This is a genomic window from Kothea flammea, assembly GCF_052161645.1.
In the GTDB taxonomy this organism is placed as follows: Bacteria; Planctomycetota; Planctomycetia; order Pirellulales; family Pirellulaceae; genus Laterigemmans.
Genome location: NZ_CP197414.1, coordinates 5,284,834 through 5,301,479 on the forward strand (window position 1 = coordinate 5,284,834; position 16,646 = coordinate 5,301,479).

Below are 16,646 nucleotides of genomic sequence, written 5' to 3' on the forward strand. Positions count from 1 at the left end.
CCTTCGGCGAGCAATCGTTCGCAGACGAGGGAACCTTCCTCCTTGTGAAACAAGGTTTGCCGCTGGCTTTCCCGATTGAGGGCATGGTAAATTTCCGCAACTTGGTCGTCACATGGTTGTCTAGGCCTCAAGCCCTGCGCTGATAGATATTTCAGCCATAGACGATGGCTTACCTCAGGGAAAGAATAGAAACTACTCACGTCACCTTTTTACCCACCGTCACCTCTTTCCCCATCCACTAGACTAAGGGGTTCTTCCGAGGTAAGCTCTTGGAGATCATAGCTTGTATCAGTTGGCCTATTGGACAATCTAGAATCGATCGAACTAGCGAGCATTCCTGAAAGCGATCGTCGAATTGAGTACTTAACCGGCAACTGGTTACCGGTGGTGCTATACGCAACTGATCTTAGCAGACGGGGTTTTCGGACAGTTGTCCAATCAGGCTGGGGGCCTAGATGAACTCACTAGCATGTGCACGGTGCGGCCGGTCGCTCGGCGGTCTTCACGAGACGGTTTGCGCGGCATGCGGCGAGGAACAACCGACACGTGTTTTTGCTTCCCCTAACGACGAAATGTCAGCCGGTGTCGAACAGGAAGCGGCTACGCTGCTGGGAGGCGAGTCAGTAACAGACGCGCACTCCTTGCCGACACGCTTGCCCGACACTGCCGTTGTCAGCGCAACACCGACTTCGATTTTCTCCAAACGACCCGCTGGCGAAGGCCTAGGCAGCTATTTCCAACCACGCCCGATCGGCAGCTGGAAATTCGGTTCAATTGTGGAGGCTTCTCACCCGCATCTGGATCGAGAAGCAATCCTTTTTGTGCTCGACGAGGCCCACGCGAAGAACGAGGGACTACGTGAATGGTTCATGAATTCGGCACGTATGTTAGCAAGCGTGCAGGATCCACATATTGCGGCTACGATTCTAGAAGCTGTTAATTCCCCGCGGGCAACCTTCGTAGCCATCGCGAAACGCGAATTCGGCTCCATGAGCGGCCTACTCGAAGCCTGTCAGCGGCGCGAGCTGCAACAAGACGGCGATGATTTGGCTAAGCATTTTCGGTCGCTGCTATGCGGGCTGGAAAAGTTACACAACGCGGGAATTGTGCTCGGAACGATCCAGCCGAACAGCTTTGGCAGAATTGCGTCGGATAATTCACTCGTGCTATTGCCTTTCCAGAACGGCTTTCCCGGCGAGTCGATGGTGACGGAAGCGGGAAAAATCACTTGCGCGCAAAAATCGATCCGACAAAGAGACAATCAAGATTTGGCGGATGCGTTCTTGCGGGCACTGTTGGGTGAAGGGTCACGGCAGCAGTTGCCCAAAGTGATTACCCGTAAAGAGGTACGCAAGCGAATACCACTCATCAATCCAGGTCTGGCTCGGCTGTTAACCGAGACAAGCCACCAGGGCGCTCGGCCGGACAAAATTTCGGCTCTCAATCAGCAACTGGACGTGCTCTCCCGCCAGTCTCTACGACCAGTCAGTTGGAGTGATCGGATTGGCACCTTGTTGTATGACTTCGCCCTCTACGGAGGAGTTGCGTTTGCCGGGATGGTGATCCTTGGGATTCTGTACGCCGGGCTGGGAGGTATGGTCGTCGGCGTCCTCGGCATCACCTTCTTTATAGGCTGGACAAGCTTTGTGCTGTTGGCGAGTGAGCCTTTGTTCAACGCCACTCCCGGGAGGAAACTACGAGGTTTGTTCCTGGTTAGGGACGATGGAAGGCCGACGTCGCGGCGGCGTTTATTTTTGCGTTCATTGATCCGACTAGCGACTTGGGTAGCGCTGACGCTGCTAATGTCAGCCGCTCTGCGACTCGTGATCGGCGTCGCCGTTGCGAGTCCGCGAAGAGCTGCGGAAGAGTATGTCCTGATGTTTCTTTTTCCTGCGTTAGCAGTGGGCATTCCAGCGGTTTACTCTACCGCATGGTTCTTGGGCGGTCGCCCGCTCCATGATTGGCTCACGGGCATCCGCATGGTCCGCTACGTGAGTGCCGAGCGAACTGCTCAAAACGATGAGGAACTGACACGCCCGGGCCACAACGCCGTTGGCGAATTCCAGAGCGATCATCGCAATGGCAACACCGTAGATCAATACCGGCTGGGTGGCGAGCTGGGGCGAGGAGGCATGGGCGCCGTTCACCATGCGTGGGACACCATGTTAGGACGCGAAGTCGCGGTCAAGGTCATTACGCTTGCCTCCGGAAGTGACAGCGAAGCATTGCCCCGCTTCGAGCGTGAGGCAAAGCTGGTCGCTATGTTAGATCATCCCAATATCGCCAATGTCTATGGAGTGGGCACCTGGGATGATCAACCCTACATGGCAATGGAGTATGTTGCGGGCCGCAATTTTAGTGAGTTGACCGACGAGAACGGACCATTGCCTGTTGCGGCTGCTTGGGATTTGATAACACAAGCGGCCCGCGGGCTGGGGCACGCGTCCCAGCGAGGGATTGTACACCGCGATGTCAAACCATCGAACTTGATGGTGACCTCGACCGGGACCGTGAAAGTGATGGACTTTGGAATCTCCAAAGGTCTTAGTGAGGAAGGGGAGCAGCGGCAGCCAAGCTCCGCCCCCGACGAAATTTCTAGCCGCGTCGTTACGTTGTTACAACCCGACGACATGGACGCGAAAGGGGGTGGCCAGTCGTTGACGCGAACGGGCTCCGTGATGGGAACACCTCAGTACATGTCGCCGGAGCAAGCACAGGGAATCCAGCTGGACACACGCAGTGATATCTACTCCTTGGGCTTGAGCCTGTATTCCTTGTTGGCGGGCAAGCCTCCTTTTGCTTCTACCGAATTCTACGATTTATTAGTCAAGCAGTGCACCGAATCGCCGCCGCCACTACCGAAGAACCTGCTTACCAGTGCGCAGCAAGCAGTCTTGGACCGCATGCTGGCCAAAGATCCCACCCAGCGTTACCAAGATTTCTCGGCAGTCATATCGGCCTTGACCGAGTCTGCGCCGCAACCCCTCCGCTTGGCACCAGCTGCAACTCGGGTTGGAGCCGCGATGCTGGATGGCGTTGTTTTGAACGTTCTCATGATTGTGTTGGAACTTCTTTGGAGCTTTGTTGGAACAGCGAACACTCCGGTGGTGCGACTGTTCTTGCTGCTCACGGCCTTTGCCTGTTTTCTGATGCCCGTACGCTATTTTGGCTGGACGCTAGGAAAGTGGCTGCTGAAGCTTCGCGTGCGTCCCTTAAAAGGAAAACGTTTGAACTGGCGTCAAACGTTAATCCGCTGCTTAGTGAAGTGGCCACAATATCTGATCGGCGCCGCCTTAATCACGCTCACCCCCTTCCTTGACGTCGAAACAGCGGTCACCGCCAGTGGTACGTTGGGCTTTTTCATAATTGTCTACTACGCCATCGGCATCACCATTCTCTGCCGTCGGGTCGACCGACGGACGCTTCACGATTTGGCTGCGGAGACGCGTGTTGTCAAACTACCGGCCTTCCGCGATAAATAGTTCATTTCGTCACCCTTTCTTTCCCTAACTAGCTCAGCGTTTTTCAATTAGTGCCAATTAGTGAAAATTAGCGTTCTCCAAAAGCCTTCAGTGAGGGCATCGTAAATCTGCCCGGAGCATTAAAGGTGACGGGAGTATTAGAGGTGCGGAGTATTACAGGTGCGGAGTATTACAGGTGACGGGGGGAGTTTAAAGTATTTCCAGCGGTAGTTTCGATTGAGCTGTTTCGGCAAGTGGGGCTTACGCACGAAGTATCGGCAGAGGGCGAAACCGATCGAATACGAATAACAGCCAACAATCTCAGGGTGGGCTCGTTCATAAACTCCCCCCGTTTCCTTATTTCACCCTGCATCACTAGCCGACAACCTGATTTACGGCACGAGGCAAGCTCGCTGGGGTCTCATGCAATGCTTCCGCCGGGCTTGCCCCGGATCGGAGCGACAAGTGGCAGCTACCTCGCTCGCCTCACGGTCATCCCATGCCGCCCGCGATTCGCCCGCGGCGAATCGCGGGCGGCATGGGAGCGATTTCCAGTGGCTGGCCTGGTAGCTTGCCAGTTGTGATCCCGATCCGGGACAAGCCCGGCGGAAATCGATTCACACCCGTGAGACGATGTGGCAATGAACACCTGGCAATTTGATGCATGGTGGTCGCAACATGGAATCGCCCCCGAACACCGAACACAAGGCCTGACCCGAATGGCACTTAATCGGCGTAAGTTGCAGCGTGGCAAGGGGTTAAGCAGGGTTGACAGCAAGACGCTTCACTTGCGATTAGTTTGGGTATCTCAACCCCCGAACTCTCATCGCAAGGAAGCGTCTCGTGTCTTGTCCTAACTTCAACTCGCTACGCGCTCGCGTCGAGCAGGCCCGTTGTTCCGGTGATCTCTTTTTTGCATCGCTCATTTCCAGCAAGACTATCCAGTCAGTGTTCGGTGATGCAAGTGCCGTTTTGGATTCGGCGCGAATTTACAACACGATGGTCACGTTGTGGGTGTTTCTCTCCCAAGTAATGAGCATTGACCACGGCTGCGTTTCCGCCGTTGCTCGTTTGATTGTATACCGTGTTGCCAGTGGGCTACCAGCATGTTCAGCAAAAACAGGAGCCTACTGCATCGCGCGAGACAAACTCGACGAGGATTCGATGCAGCGACTCGTCACCCAAAGTGGTCGCGAAATCGAGGCTTCAACGCCAGGAGCTTGGCGCTGGAACGGTCATCGAGTGGTAACTGCTGACGGAACCACTGTCACCATGGAAGACACTCAAGCGAACCAGGCGGAGTATCCTCAGCAACAGGGACAGGCGGAAGGATGCGGGCAGCCGATCGCCAGGATGGTGGTCATGTTTGCATTGGCCTCTGGGGTGGTCCTTGAAATGGCTATGGGAAAATATCGTGGCAAGCAAACTGGCGAGATAAGCCTCTATCGCGAGATTGAGGATTGCCTGGAAAAAGACGATGTATTCCTCGCCGATCGAGCTTATGCCGGTTGGTTTGACATGGCGCGGGCAATGAAGCGTGGAGTCCACGTTGTCGTAAGGAAGCACCATATGCGATCGAGTGACTTCCGTACTGGCAAACGCCTCGGCAAAGATGACCACATCATCGTCCTTGAGCGACCTGATCGCCGTCCGTGGATGAGCCGTGAAGAATATCTGAGCTATCCGAAATTCATAGAGATTCGTGAAATTCGGATTCGCGTTGAGACGAAAGGATTTCGCACACGCGAGATCATTGTTCACACGTCCTTGCTTGACGCGGAAAGATACAGTCACGAGGAACTTGCTTCGCTTTATCGTCGCCGTTGGCAAGCAGAACTAAATCTGCGCAGCCTGAAAACGGTGATGCAAATGGACCATCTTCGTTGCAAGGAACCACATCGTGTGCGCAATGAAGTTCGTGCTCACATGTTAGCTTACAACTTGATTCGTCAGCTGATGGTCGAAGCTGCGATGGAGGCAGAGGTTGGGCCTTGGCAGTTGAGCTTCAAATCAACGCTTTCAAGCTTCATCGAGCTACTGCCGTTGCTTTCCGTGATTAAAAGCGAATCCGACCTCTGTGCGATACTCTATGCGTGCTGCCAATCTCACTCGGTTGGTAATCGACCGGATCGATATGAACCAAGACGCAAAAAGCGGCGGCCAAAAAACTACAAGCTGCTGCAGAAGCCAAGACGAGAATATAAACCCAATGAGGAGTAAGACTTACGCCGATTAAGTGCCATTCAGGCCTGACCCATGCGAAGCCCTCCCAACCGAAGATCTTGCATTCTTATCTCGAAAGACCGGTTTCGCGCTCGACTAGCAGCGGGAGCCGTATGAGGTAGTGCTTCGCGCACGGACCTGTGCGGGGGGCGGCCGGAAACGGCCGTCCCTACCGCGATCCTTGGCGAAGCCTCCTCCAATCATTGAACTTTGAGTTCCAAAAAAAATACTCTATTGGTGGTGCCGCTATCGTTCTGTGCGTATCGCTAATTTCTAGTTTGACCATGACAGTGCTTTTCCGCCCCCCCACATTAAACTCGCCCCGACCGCGAGAACACTTCTGCATTGTACCAGGTCGCGTTCGTCAACTTTTCCCATTGGGCTCGATAAGCGAACACGGCTAGTGCGAACGCGACGCCCATACTAAGCATCAGGACAGAGCCAGAACTTAGATTCTCCATGAGATAAAAATAGCAGTTACTGAAGAGAATGCAAAAATACATCGTGCGACGAGAGCTTGCTGTGCCATGTGCATTCCTGAGATCGTCCCATGTCGCCAAAGGGAGCTGATTAGGCTGGAAAATGCCGACGGTGGTAAACGCCAAGGCTGCCGCAAGTACTATTGCCGGCAAACAATAGACTAAAAAAGGGGTCAGGAGCCTTTTGGAGGGTTTAGGCAATTCCCTTCTTCTCCAGATTACCAAAAAGGCTCCTGACCCCTTTTTTCTACAGCGACGCGCGTCACTTGGCTAACAAATTTCCGTGGTCGCCCGCGTCGATAACGGCACTCCACTCCAGGACGGTACCTTCGCGGCCGAGTGCTCGGATCGTTTGTCCATCGGGCGTGAAGCCCGCATCCATAATAGGTTCCGGATGATTCAGCTCAAGCACCTCACGTCCCGAAACGACATCCCACAGCTTAAGCGTGCCCGCGAAATCTCCAGTTAGCAGTCGTCGGCCATCGGGGCTGAAGGCAATTGCACGGACCAATCCCGTAGCCTTGATAGTGTAACCCTCCGTTCGATCAGATAGATCCCAGACCCTTACTGTATTCCCAAATGCGGCCGCCAGCGTTGAGCCGTTCAATTTGAAAAATGAAGCCCACCCGAGAAATTCAGTCGAAAAAAGTAGTGATTGCGACTCCACCTCATAGACATCGATTCGATGCGAAGTTCCGTTTTCAGGCGTAGCCACTTCGGTAATGATCGCGATCAGGCGTCCATCGGTGGAAAGATTTGCTATCGCTCTATTCGTCGCTGGAAAGCTGAGTGAATCACTACTGGTAATTTCGTCGATCCGAATAGTTTCTTCCTTTCTACCAACGATACGTCGGCTTGTTAAATCGAAACCGAATATTCTGTCGAACGGGGGCGTGATAACCTCCTCTCCACTTGTAAAGTTGATGACCCGCGTAAATCCCGTGCCGAACGCCTTCCCTATCCCGAGAGCGATCAGTTTTCCGTCGAAGCTAATGAAGATTCCGTGGCCCGGGTCAACGGGTTCTGTCTGATAGAGCACTTTGCCACTGGAAACTTCGATAAGCGTACCAATTGAGCTAGCGCTGTCACCGAGCACATGATTCATTCCTGAACTGAACTTCGCAGAGCGCAATGGGCCGCCGGCAAAGTCCAATTCGGTTCGTTTGCTGCCACGGTCGCGACCGGCACCGAGATTCCAGACCCGCACCGTGCTATTCATTCCCCATGAGAACAATTGCTTATCTTCGGCACCGAACACGACAGCCCCGTAACGACCTCGTAAACGATTGACTTCCGCCCCCGTTTTTGTGTCGAAAATTCGAACCGAATTTCCGGACGCGGCCGCGATCAAAGCTCCGCTGGCGTCGAATGCCACGTCCAAGATGGCAGAGTCAAAGCTTGATAATGTCCGCAGCAATTTTCCCGACTCGGCATCCCAGATTCGAACGGTATTGTCGAAACCGCCGGAAATGATGTAACGGCCATCAGGGCTATACTCCAAGTCATTCACCATGCCCGTATGACCTTGGTAAGAAGTGACCAGCGTGTCCGAGGCAATGTCCACCAATCGCAAATTGAACGATTCGGGGTCAGGTTCGAAATCGGGCCCCGTTCCTCCGCCCACCAGGATTGCTTTTCCATTAGGATGGAATCTTACTGCAGCTGGCCCTGTCTTTAGATCGTGGGATACCTTATGCGTTTTAATCAACTCGGCCGTATTCAAATCCCAAACCTGAACCTCTCGCCATTGCTCCCCAGTTTCTGATCTTGTCATCAAAACAGGAACAGCAATACGGCTACCTAGATGATCAATTGCAAGAGGGAAAGAAACCCAACAATCGTCGATCGTGAGCAGATCCGCAACCTTCTCACCACTAGCGAGATCCCACTTGCTGAGCACAAAGCGACCATCTTGATCCGTTTTCCATTCTATGTCAGTTTGGAATAGTGTACTCCCGTCGCCAGAAAACACGCAGCTCGAGCTTACGCTCAGCTTACCAGGGGCGTTCAAAATTGGCTTTAGCGTTTTGGTATCGAAGACAGTTACTCCATCGCCGGTAGTAACCGCCACAAATCTGCCGTCCGGGCTACGAGTAAGCTGGCTTGGCGAACTTCCTAAGGAAATTGTCGTCGCGTCTGCCGTGAGAAGCGACGAATAGTAATACCATTCGAAGCCTCGCAAATCAGGCATCCTAGGAGTTGGCAGATATCGATTTAGCGTTTCGCTTACCAGACCTAGCCTGTCGTCCTCCCAGTCGCGTTTAATTAAACTCATGTCGGACGCATATTGGAAACGACGAGCCATTTCGCGCTGGTTAATTGCCTCCAGGGCTGACTGCCTCGCCAATGCCTCTGATCGCTTTGCTTCGATGCCAAAAGCCAGTGCTATGCAGGCTCCGGTGATGATCGCTAGCAGTGTCGCAGCGGCCAAGCTTGATACGGTTCGGTTTCTTTGCACCCAACGCCAAGCCTTTTCCGCTCCAGAGATCGCTCGCGCGCGAATCGGTTCACCTCGTTGCCAGCGGCCCAGTTCATCGACTAGCTCTTGGGCCGATGCGTAACGCTTGCCTGGTTCCTTCTGCAAACACTTGTGGCAGATGGTTTCTAAATCCTTTGATACGCCCGGGTTGAGCGACTGTACCGACACCGGTTCCTTCTCTAACACTTGCAGCAGCGTGTCCAGCGGGTTGGCGGCTTGAAATGGTGGGCGACCCGTGAGCAGGCAGTAGCGAATCGCGCCTAACGAATAGACGTCGGCTAGTGGTCCGACTTCGTCTGTTTTGCCCGAGGCTTGCTCTGGCGGCATGTAGCTGGGCGTTCCCATCACGGCACCGGTCTTCGTTAGACCGCTGTCTTGCTCCATTTTCCGGGCCAAGCCAAAGTCCGTGACCTTCGGTTCCCCTTTCGAATCCAACAGCACGTTGGCAGGCTTCAAGTCACGATGGATCACTCCCTTCTCGTGGGCATAGTGAATCGCTTCGGCCACTTTCAACGTCAGTTCAGCCGCTTCGCGCGGTGGCAACGGGCCGTCTTGGATTCGTTGTTGGAGACTTTGCCCCTCGACAAACCCCATCGCAAAGAAATGCTGACCCTCGTGCTGGCCAATTTCATAAATCGGTACGATCCCGGGATGGTCAAGATTGGCTGCGGCTTCCGCTTACAGGTAAAACCGAGTAACGTCCTCTTCAGAAGCCAAGTGCCCCGACAAAATCATCTTCAGCGCAACCAGCCGGTTGAGATTAAGCTGACTCGCTTTGTAAACCACTCCCATGCCGCCGCGAGCGATCTCGCTGAGCAGTTCGTAGTCGCCGAAATAACGCACCCGATCACCCGTCATCGTGTCTTCCCCGCCGCGAGCCTGGGGTGGAAAAGTACGATCCGCGTCGACGGTGTCGACCCCCGGGGCAATGGTTGGTTGTTCGTCCGGGTTGGTGCTCGGCGGCAGCGTCGCAGCGTCCAAGGGCGCCGGGTTATTCTCCCCAGCGGAAACCATGCGGTCGTGATCGACAAAGAACTGCGTCAGCGAATCGGCGTATTGCGGATGCTGACTCAGCAGGGCCTTGCGATCGACTCGCTCACCACGATTTTCCGCATCGAGGAAATAGGCGATCAGTTCCTGCAAGATGTTCTCATCTTCTAAGTTTTCATCTGGTATCATCACTAATCTCGCGAGAATCGTTCCGGCGGAAGCTGAACGCAGTTGCTTCTACAGAAAGATAGATAACATTTTTGCCCAATCGTGTGTCTCCTACCGCAGAAAAAATGTCAAACTCGCCGGGAAGTCGTATTGCATCCAAAAATGTCCAAGACCGCATCGGCCGTTTTCGCCCATTTTTACGTTTGCTGGCGGGAATGCAGCTCGACCCGCTGCTTCAACGCCGAGTCGACCCTTCGGATGTTGTCCAGCAAACCTTGCTCAACGCGCATCGTGCAGCAAGTCAGTTTCGCGGTGAAACAGACGAAGAATTGGCCGGTTGGCTGAAACAAATTTTGATCAACGAACTTGCACGGCACTGGCGTGACAACCTGAGAGCAAAACGCGACGTTTCGCAGGAAGTGTCGATAGGGCAAGCGATCGATGCTTCGTCCCTGCGTTTAGCCAAACTCTTTTCCGAGGATAATGCGAATGCCGAGTCGACCGCGGCCTCGAACGAACGCGCCTTGTTGATCGGGAAAGCGATGGAAACGCTGCCAAACCTTCAGCGAGAAGCGATCGAGTTACATTACTGGCACCAGCATTCGCTGCAAGAAATTGCCGACTTGCAGCAAAAGAGTAAGTCTGCGGTAGCCGGGGCGATCCGGCGCGGCCTCAAAACGCTGCGCGGCCAGCTGGCGGGTTTGACGTAGGATTGTGCCGATTGCATGCAATGATGCTGGGCGATTTCCATTGGCTGCCTAGGGAATCGGCAGCCCCTTCTTGTCGACCAGTTCGAGCGCGAATCCCCACTCACCTGCATCTTGACTGACCTTGACCATGATCACGTTTTCACCCGCCTGCAGTTTGACCGGCACATGGTCGCTGGTCGCGGAGAAGGCGCGGCCACCATTAAACTCATGAACGACTTCCTCGTTCAGCCAAATCTTGACACCGTCATCAGAACCCACCAGCAGCATTGCCTCTTGCTCGATAGGACTATCAATGCTGACCACTCCGAAAGCGGCAACGTTGCTGGTCCTTTCAATCGCTGACAAGAGATTAATGTACTCTCCGATAGAGACTTCGACTCGTTTCGTCTTGCGTTGCAGTTCCTCCTCCTCTTTGCTGGTCAGCCCCAGATGATAGCGTTCCAGTAGGAACGGCTTGTTGAGAGCTGCTTGGCCCGAATTGGCGGCGAAAGCACCGACGAGTCGCCACGACTTGGTGGTTGCGAGACTTGCTTCCAATTGCCGCAACCCTGCCTCGTCGACACCTTCCTGCGCAGCAAGCTCGCCAATTAGTTGCTGTTGCTTCATCATGGCGTCTTCTGGCAAGAGTCGTCCCAGCTGGACGACTCGCTGAAAGTAGAGCCGCAGAGCTCGCGTCCGCAGTAGCCAGCCGGTGGTTTCTTGAACCGGCAACTGCTTAATGAAATCGACGAACTCGGTTTCCCTTCCGGCGACAGCCATCAGCCGCACACTTTCGTCGAGAAATAGCGTTGCGTTGGGGGCTCGCGACACGATGCTGGTGAGACCGCGGAGCCCTTCGCTCACGTTCCCAGCCCCTTCCGCCGCTGCCCAGAGATCGAGCCAGTGATTGGGATTATCCGGTTCGGCGGCGGTGAGCTGCTGGGCTAGCTCGAGCGCCACATCGAATTTTCGCGCCCGAATACATTGCAGGATATGCTCGCGGGTGGGCAGAGGCTCGGAGGGCAGTTTTTCATTCAGATCAAGAAAATACTCCGGACTGTACTCGATGACTCCAACGCTTGATGAACGGAGCGCTCGGTGGTGCCAGGAGCGGGTGCCACGAAGCTTCCAGTGGCCTTGCTTGCGAACCAGTGCCAACTGATGGCCAAAATCAATAAACTGGGTTCCTTGCACGCGGACAATGCGGAGGTCAACTCGGGCCGAGTCCCCGTTAATTGATACGGATATTTGCTGTGGCAGCACTTCCGTGGCGTCTCGCTCAGGCGGGCGGCGCAGCCAGAGCGAGACAATGTCCTTTGCCGCTTGGCCGGTGAATCTACGATCATTGGGACTCTTCGTTTGCCAGTTCGCCGCGATGCGGGTGTAATTGTCCTCGCACATTTGAAAATACGCATCCAGATTACGGTCAACCATAAAAGCTTCTTGGGCGGCGAAGACGGCGGCGAGCACCTCCTCGACTTCCGCCGAGCGCTCTGGGCGCGGCACTAACTGCAACTTGTGCAGCCAAGTTTTCGACGCGAGCTGCCACTGCTCCAGTTGCTTTTTCCAATGAGCGAATCGCATGCAGTCATCAAACTGCTGTGCGAGAGCGCCGGCTTGGGCGGCGTTTCCGAGTTCGTGATGGCAGACCGCGAGCATCGCCATTTGATTGGGCGATGCTGAGCCACGCTGATTCCGCCGCAGCTCGGCAGCGGTTTCCAAACTTTCCAGCGCAGTTTGGTAATCCCCCAGTTCAAAACTGGCTTCTCCGAGCAGCGTGTTGAAGTAGCCGTTCATAGGCGCTTGCCGGACTGCGTCTTGGAAAAACCGAATGGCCAGTCGCAGGTCTTCTTCGGTCCGATCGGCACTCTCCGCGACGACTCGGCCGCGCTCCGCCAACGCCCGCGGAGATGCCGGCGGGTGGGAATCGACATGCGCCAAAGCGAATTGCTTCATTTCCGCGGAGAGCTCCGAGTTGTTTTCGACTTTGTTGCGAACATCTTCTGCCAGCAGCAGTTCTGCGAAAAGTTTGTCGACCAGTTCTTCCGCCAGCAACTGCTCGCTGCCCCACTCCGGCGCCCTGATGACGATGTTATCAATGTAAAACTTGGAGCCGCTAGGACCGTAGATTCCTTGGAACAGCAAGTAGGGAAGCCGGCGTGTTTGAATGCGAACCTGAGTCACCTCCATATCATTAACGAATGCGGTAAAGGCTTCACCTTCACGCCGCAAGCGAACGCGGACGCGTTCTCCCACTGGCATTTCAAACGCTTTGTTGACTCCATGTTGACCGTAATTGTTGCCGCCCATGCGGGTCCAAATTAAGGCGCCCTTCATCAACAAGAATGGATTCTCCACACTCAACAGCTCAACTTCCAGCGCGTGCTCATCACCATCATAGAAGCCAGCTTCGATCCCGGTCGGTTCGGTCGACATAAAATCGAACTCGACCTCGACATCCTCAGGTAGCCGTTGCTGGTGGTCGATCAATGCCGCGGAAAAAGTCACCCCAGGTTGCTCCACTGTGCCCAGCACGCCGACGAGTTGACCGTCCTCGATCGCCCACTTACCTGTTTGAGGGCGCCAATTGGCTGTGAGCTCGTCTGTGTCCTCAAAGCGTTCCTGCATAATGATCGGCCACTCACTTTGGCCGTTCGCCAGCGACCTACCAGAGTCCCAAATGTTGACGGTCCCGTCGTATCCCGCAGATGCGATATACCGTCCGTCAGGACTGAAGGCGACACCGAAGACGGTATTCGAATGCCCTTTCATCTCCAGCAGTTTCAGGTGCGTTTCCGGGTCCCAGACCGTGATGGCGGCATCGTCACCGCAAGAGACCAAGCGACGACCGTCCGGACTGTAAGCAAGCTTTACCAATGCGGTGAGTGGCCCCTCCAAATCAGCGAGTCGCTGTTGAGTCGTTGCATTCCAGATACGAATCCGCCCATCGACGTGGGTCGAGGCAAAAACATCTCGGTGCGGGTGAAAAGCGATGCCAGTTGTGTTGACGCCCATCTTCCAAAGTGGTTCTTTCGCCTCTGCGTCAATCGCCCATCTTGCCGTCACCCCGGCGGTGTCTGCCGCCAGCACGCTCCGCGAGTCATTTGAGAAGGCGAGCGCCTGAACGATTCCACGGTGTTCCGCTATTCGCTGAACTTCCGTGCCAGTTTCCAATTCCCAGATGATGATTTCAACGTTTCCCGAGGTTTGGTTCCTGGTAGATGCGCCGCCGGCGGCCAGATATTTTCCATCGGGACTGATCGCCACACGGATGGCCTCATCGTTGGGGCCCTCCAACTTGAGAACGGGCTCGGCAGAATCCGTATGCCAGACGAAGACGGAGTGATCGCCGCCGGCCCCGGAAACGGCCGCCGCAAATGTTTTGCCGTCGGGCGCTGTCGCAACGTCTAAAGCTCTGCCGGGTGTGTCAAATGCTTTCAGGGGCGTCGTTTGTTGGGTGCTCCAGAGCAGCAGACGATCATCCCGTCCGGCAGTCACAAATTGGTTGGAACCTGGAAAGAAATCCACGTCCGTTAAAGGACCACGATGGCCATAGTGACTTTTCCATTCCTGCGAAGCGTGGTCATAGACCATCCGCCGCAGACCGTCCAACACCTTGGCCCGATGATTGGAGGTGACGTCAAATTGGGTCAACAATGCGTCAAAATCATCCTTAGGTATGCTTTCTTCGATACTGGTCAGATTTTCAACGTTCCAAACGCGAATCACCTGGTCCGCAGCGGCAGTTGCCAGAAAGTTATTGTCGGGACTGAGCGTCGCATCGAGCACATACGACGTATTCCCTCGGATGGTTACTAATTCGGAGCCTGACGAAGCGTCCCAGATTCTCGCGGTTCGATCTTTACCTGCGGAAACGACCCATTTGCCATCGTCGCTGAACCGCACCCCCAATACCCAATCCACGTGGCCGAGCAGCGTCAACTGTTCTTTCCCGGTGTTCAGATCCCAAAGTTTAGCCACGCCCTCAAATCCACCGCTGACCAACTGCGTCGCGTCATGGTTAAACTGAATGCTGGTGATCGGCAACACATGGCCCGCGAGGGAGTGGATCAAGGTTCCCGATTGGGTCTCCCAAATGCCGATGATGTTGGGTCCCAAGGCACCGGCAAACCACTTGCCATCTCGGCTCAATACAGGAGCATGTTGCCCCTCGCCATTGACGCCTTTCAACTCGCAGAGCCGGTGGCCTGCTTGCAGATCGATTACGTGAACCAACCGACTCGACCCATCCTCCGATGATGGAATAAATTGCAAGGCGAGCGTGGATCCATCGGCGCTCAGGACGGCTTTGTCCAGAGAGGCTGCGTTGTCGGGAAGGGGAACTCTCGACACAACTTTGCCGCTGGCAATTTCGACGATTCGCAACTCGCGTCCCGATGGCTGGGCCATCAACCGATGCCCGCCCCCGAAGCTGCTTTTGAAAACGTTGGGTGCGGTTTTCGAGTCGATCTGTTGTCGAGAGGGAAGGTTCCAAATTTTGACCTGCTGATCCGTCGCATGTGAGATCAGCTGTAGGCCGTCCTCTTGGAACCCGACGAAGTCAACTTGCCCGGTATGCCCCCGCAGACTGACCTCCGCACCATGAACCAGAGATTGGAGATAGTGCCATTCCCAGTCGCGGAACTGTGGAGGACACTCGTTCAATAATTGCTCGACCCGCGTGATCTTGCTGCCCTGCCATTCCTGCTGCGCGAGCCGAATGCTGGTGGCGTACAGATTAGCTAACGCCTGCTCCTTCTCGACCGCAAGTTGCTCGCGAGCCTGGCGTTCCTTAGCAGCCGCTTCCTCAGCGACTCGCTTGGATGCGAGTGCTTCCGCTTCTCGGTCCTCGGCCAGCCCCTTCAGCCTGGATTGCTGCATAGCCGCCAAGGGGCCGCCGATGGAGACAATAAGCAACAAAAGGGCCGCCAAAGATCCTAGCACTGATACCACTGGATGCCGCTTGGCCGATCGCCAGGCACGCTCAACAGCAGTGATGGATCTTGCCCGGATAGGCTCTCCGGCGAGAAAACAACGAAGGTCATCCGCCATTTCCTGGGCCGTCTGATAGCGGCGTTTGGGATCCTTTTCCAGAGCCTTCAGCGCGATCGTTTCGATGTCGCGAGGCACCTTGGGAGCTAGCTGCCGAGGTGGCACCGGCTCCTTCTCCAAGACCTGCAACAAAGTATCCAGGGGATTGGCGGCTTGGAAAGGTGGTCGGCCGGTGAGCAAAGCGTAAAGGATTCCGCCTAGCGAGTAGATATCGGCTCGATGATCGATTGCTTCAATGTTGCCCGCTGCCTGCTCAGGTGGCATGTAGCTGGGCGTCCCCATCACGGCACCGGTTTTTGTCAGCCCACTGTCTTGTTCCAGCTTCCGAGCGAGGCCAAAGTCGGTCACTTTCGGCTCACCCTTTTTGTCTAAGAGAACGTTGGCTGGCTTGAGGTCGCGGTGGATCACGCCTTTCTCATGTGCGTAACCAATCGCCTCGGTCACCTTGGCGGTCAACTCCGCAGCTTCCTGAGGCAGCAGCGGGCCATCTTTAATGCGATCCTGCAGGCTTTGTCCCTCGACAAAACCCATCGTGAAAAAATGCTGCCCCTCGTGCTGTCCGATTTCGTAGATCGGCACGATCCCAGGATGGTCTAAATTAGCCGCCGCCTCGGCTTCGAGGTAAAACCGGGCGACATCTTCCTCCGATGCCAGCTGGCCGGAGAGGATCATTTTGAGCGCGACCAGGCGATTGAGATTGACCTGCCGCGCCTCGTAAACCACTCCCATGCCGCCGCGAGCAATCTCTTTGAGCAGCTCGTAATCGCCAAAGTACTGGACGTTCGACAGTTCCGATTCGCCCAGGCTCGCCAGCGTGGCCAGACCGTCGTCGAGCTGATAAGTCTTGTCTTCTTGCCCAGGTACCGGTCGCTGCGCAAGGGTTTCAGACTCCTCTGCGGCCAAATTAGAAGAACCGGGGAGTCGCGCAATATTTTCACCTGCCGGGGGGATGGTGACATCCTCACCACCTCCCTGAATATCTGTATCGTCGTTAGACGCAGTCATTCGAATACCCTGACCGACGCGGACGTATCAAAAGTGGACAGCAGCCAACTTCATGCAGAACAGAACAAGAGCCCACCCCCTTTGGTGCATAGTTCAATCG

The 16,646-nt window shown here is 55.1% G+C and carries 6 protein-coding genes and 1 pseudogene; 3 read left to right on the forward strand and 4 right to left on the reverse strand.

The window, feature by feature from the left end; translation table 11 throughout:
• Positions 1-572: 572 nt before the first annotated feature.
• Entirely contained in the window at positions 573-3,482 is a 2,910-nt protein-coding gene (locus SH139x_RS19750) for a protein kinase domain-containing protein (protein ID WP_488351485.1), read from the forward strand.
• Positions 3,483-4,304: 822 nt separating this feature from the next.
• Positions 4,305-5,681: an IS4 family transposase gene (locus SH139x_RS19755; protein WP_488351486.1), complete on the forward strand. Its 1,377-nt coding sequence runs from the start codon at positions 4,305-4,307 to the stop codon at positions 5,679-5,681.
• Between the two features lie 744 nt (positions 5,682-6,425).
• On the opposite strand, the gene SH139x_RS19760 is transcribed toward SH139x_RS19755, so the two are convergent.
• The 3 genes and pseudogenes from SH139x_RS19760 to SH139x_RS19770 all read right to left on the reverse strand — a co-directional run bounded on the left by SH139x_RS19760 (position 6,426) and on the right by SH139x_RS19770 (position 9,821).
• Positions 6,426-8,468, reverse strand: coding sequence for a WD40 domain-containing protein (locus tag SH139x_RS19760; protein WP_488356053.1), 2,043 nt, complete (start codon positions 8,466-8,468; stop codon positions 6,426-6,428).
• A 243-nt stretch (positions 8,469-8,711) separates the two neighbouring features.
• Positions 8,712-9,299, reverse strand: a pseudogene (locus tag SH139x_RS19765) (serine/threonine-protein kinase); the annotation flags it as partial.
• Positions 9,300-9,320: 21 nt separating this feature from the next.
• Positions 9,321-9,821: a hypothetical protein gene (locus SH139x_RS19770; RefSeq protein WP_488351487.1), complete on the reverse strand. Its 501-nt coding sequence runs from the start codon at positions 9,819-9,821 to the stop codon at positions 9,321-9,323.
• A gap of 104 nt (positions 9,822-9,925) precedes the next feature.
• Here SH139x_RS19770 and SH139x_RS19775 point away from each other — a divergent pair, with 104 nt between their 5' ends.
• A complete protein-coding gene (locus SH139x_RS19775; RefSeq protein ID WP_488351488.1) occupies positions 9,926-10,510 on the forward strand; it encodes a sigma-70 family RNA polymerase sigma factor in 585 nt (194 codons plus the stop codon).
• A gap of 48 nt (positions 10,511-10,558) precedes the next feature.
• Here SH139x_RS19775 and SH139x_RS19780 read toward each other — a convergent pair whose 3' ends face one another.
• Positions 10,559-16,546, reverse strand: a complete 5,988-nt coding sequence (locus SH139x_RS19780; RefSeq protein WP_488351489.1) for a protein kinase domain-containing protein — start codon at positions 16,544-16,546, stop codon at positions 10,559-10,561.
• Positions 16,547-16,646: the final 100 nt, after the last annotated feature.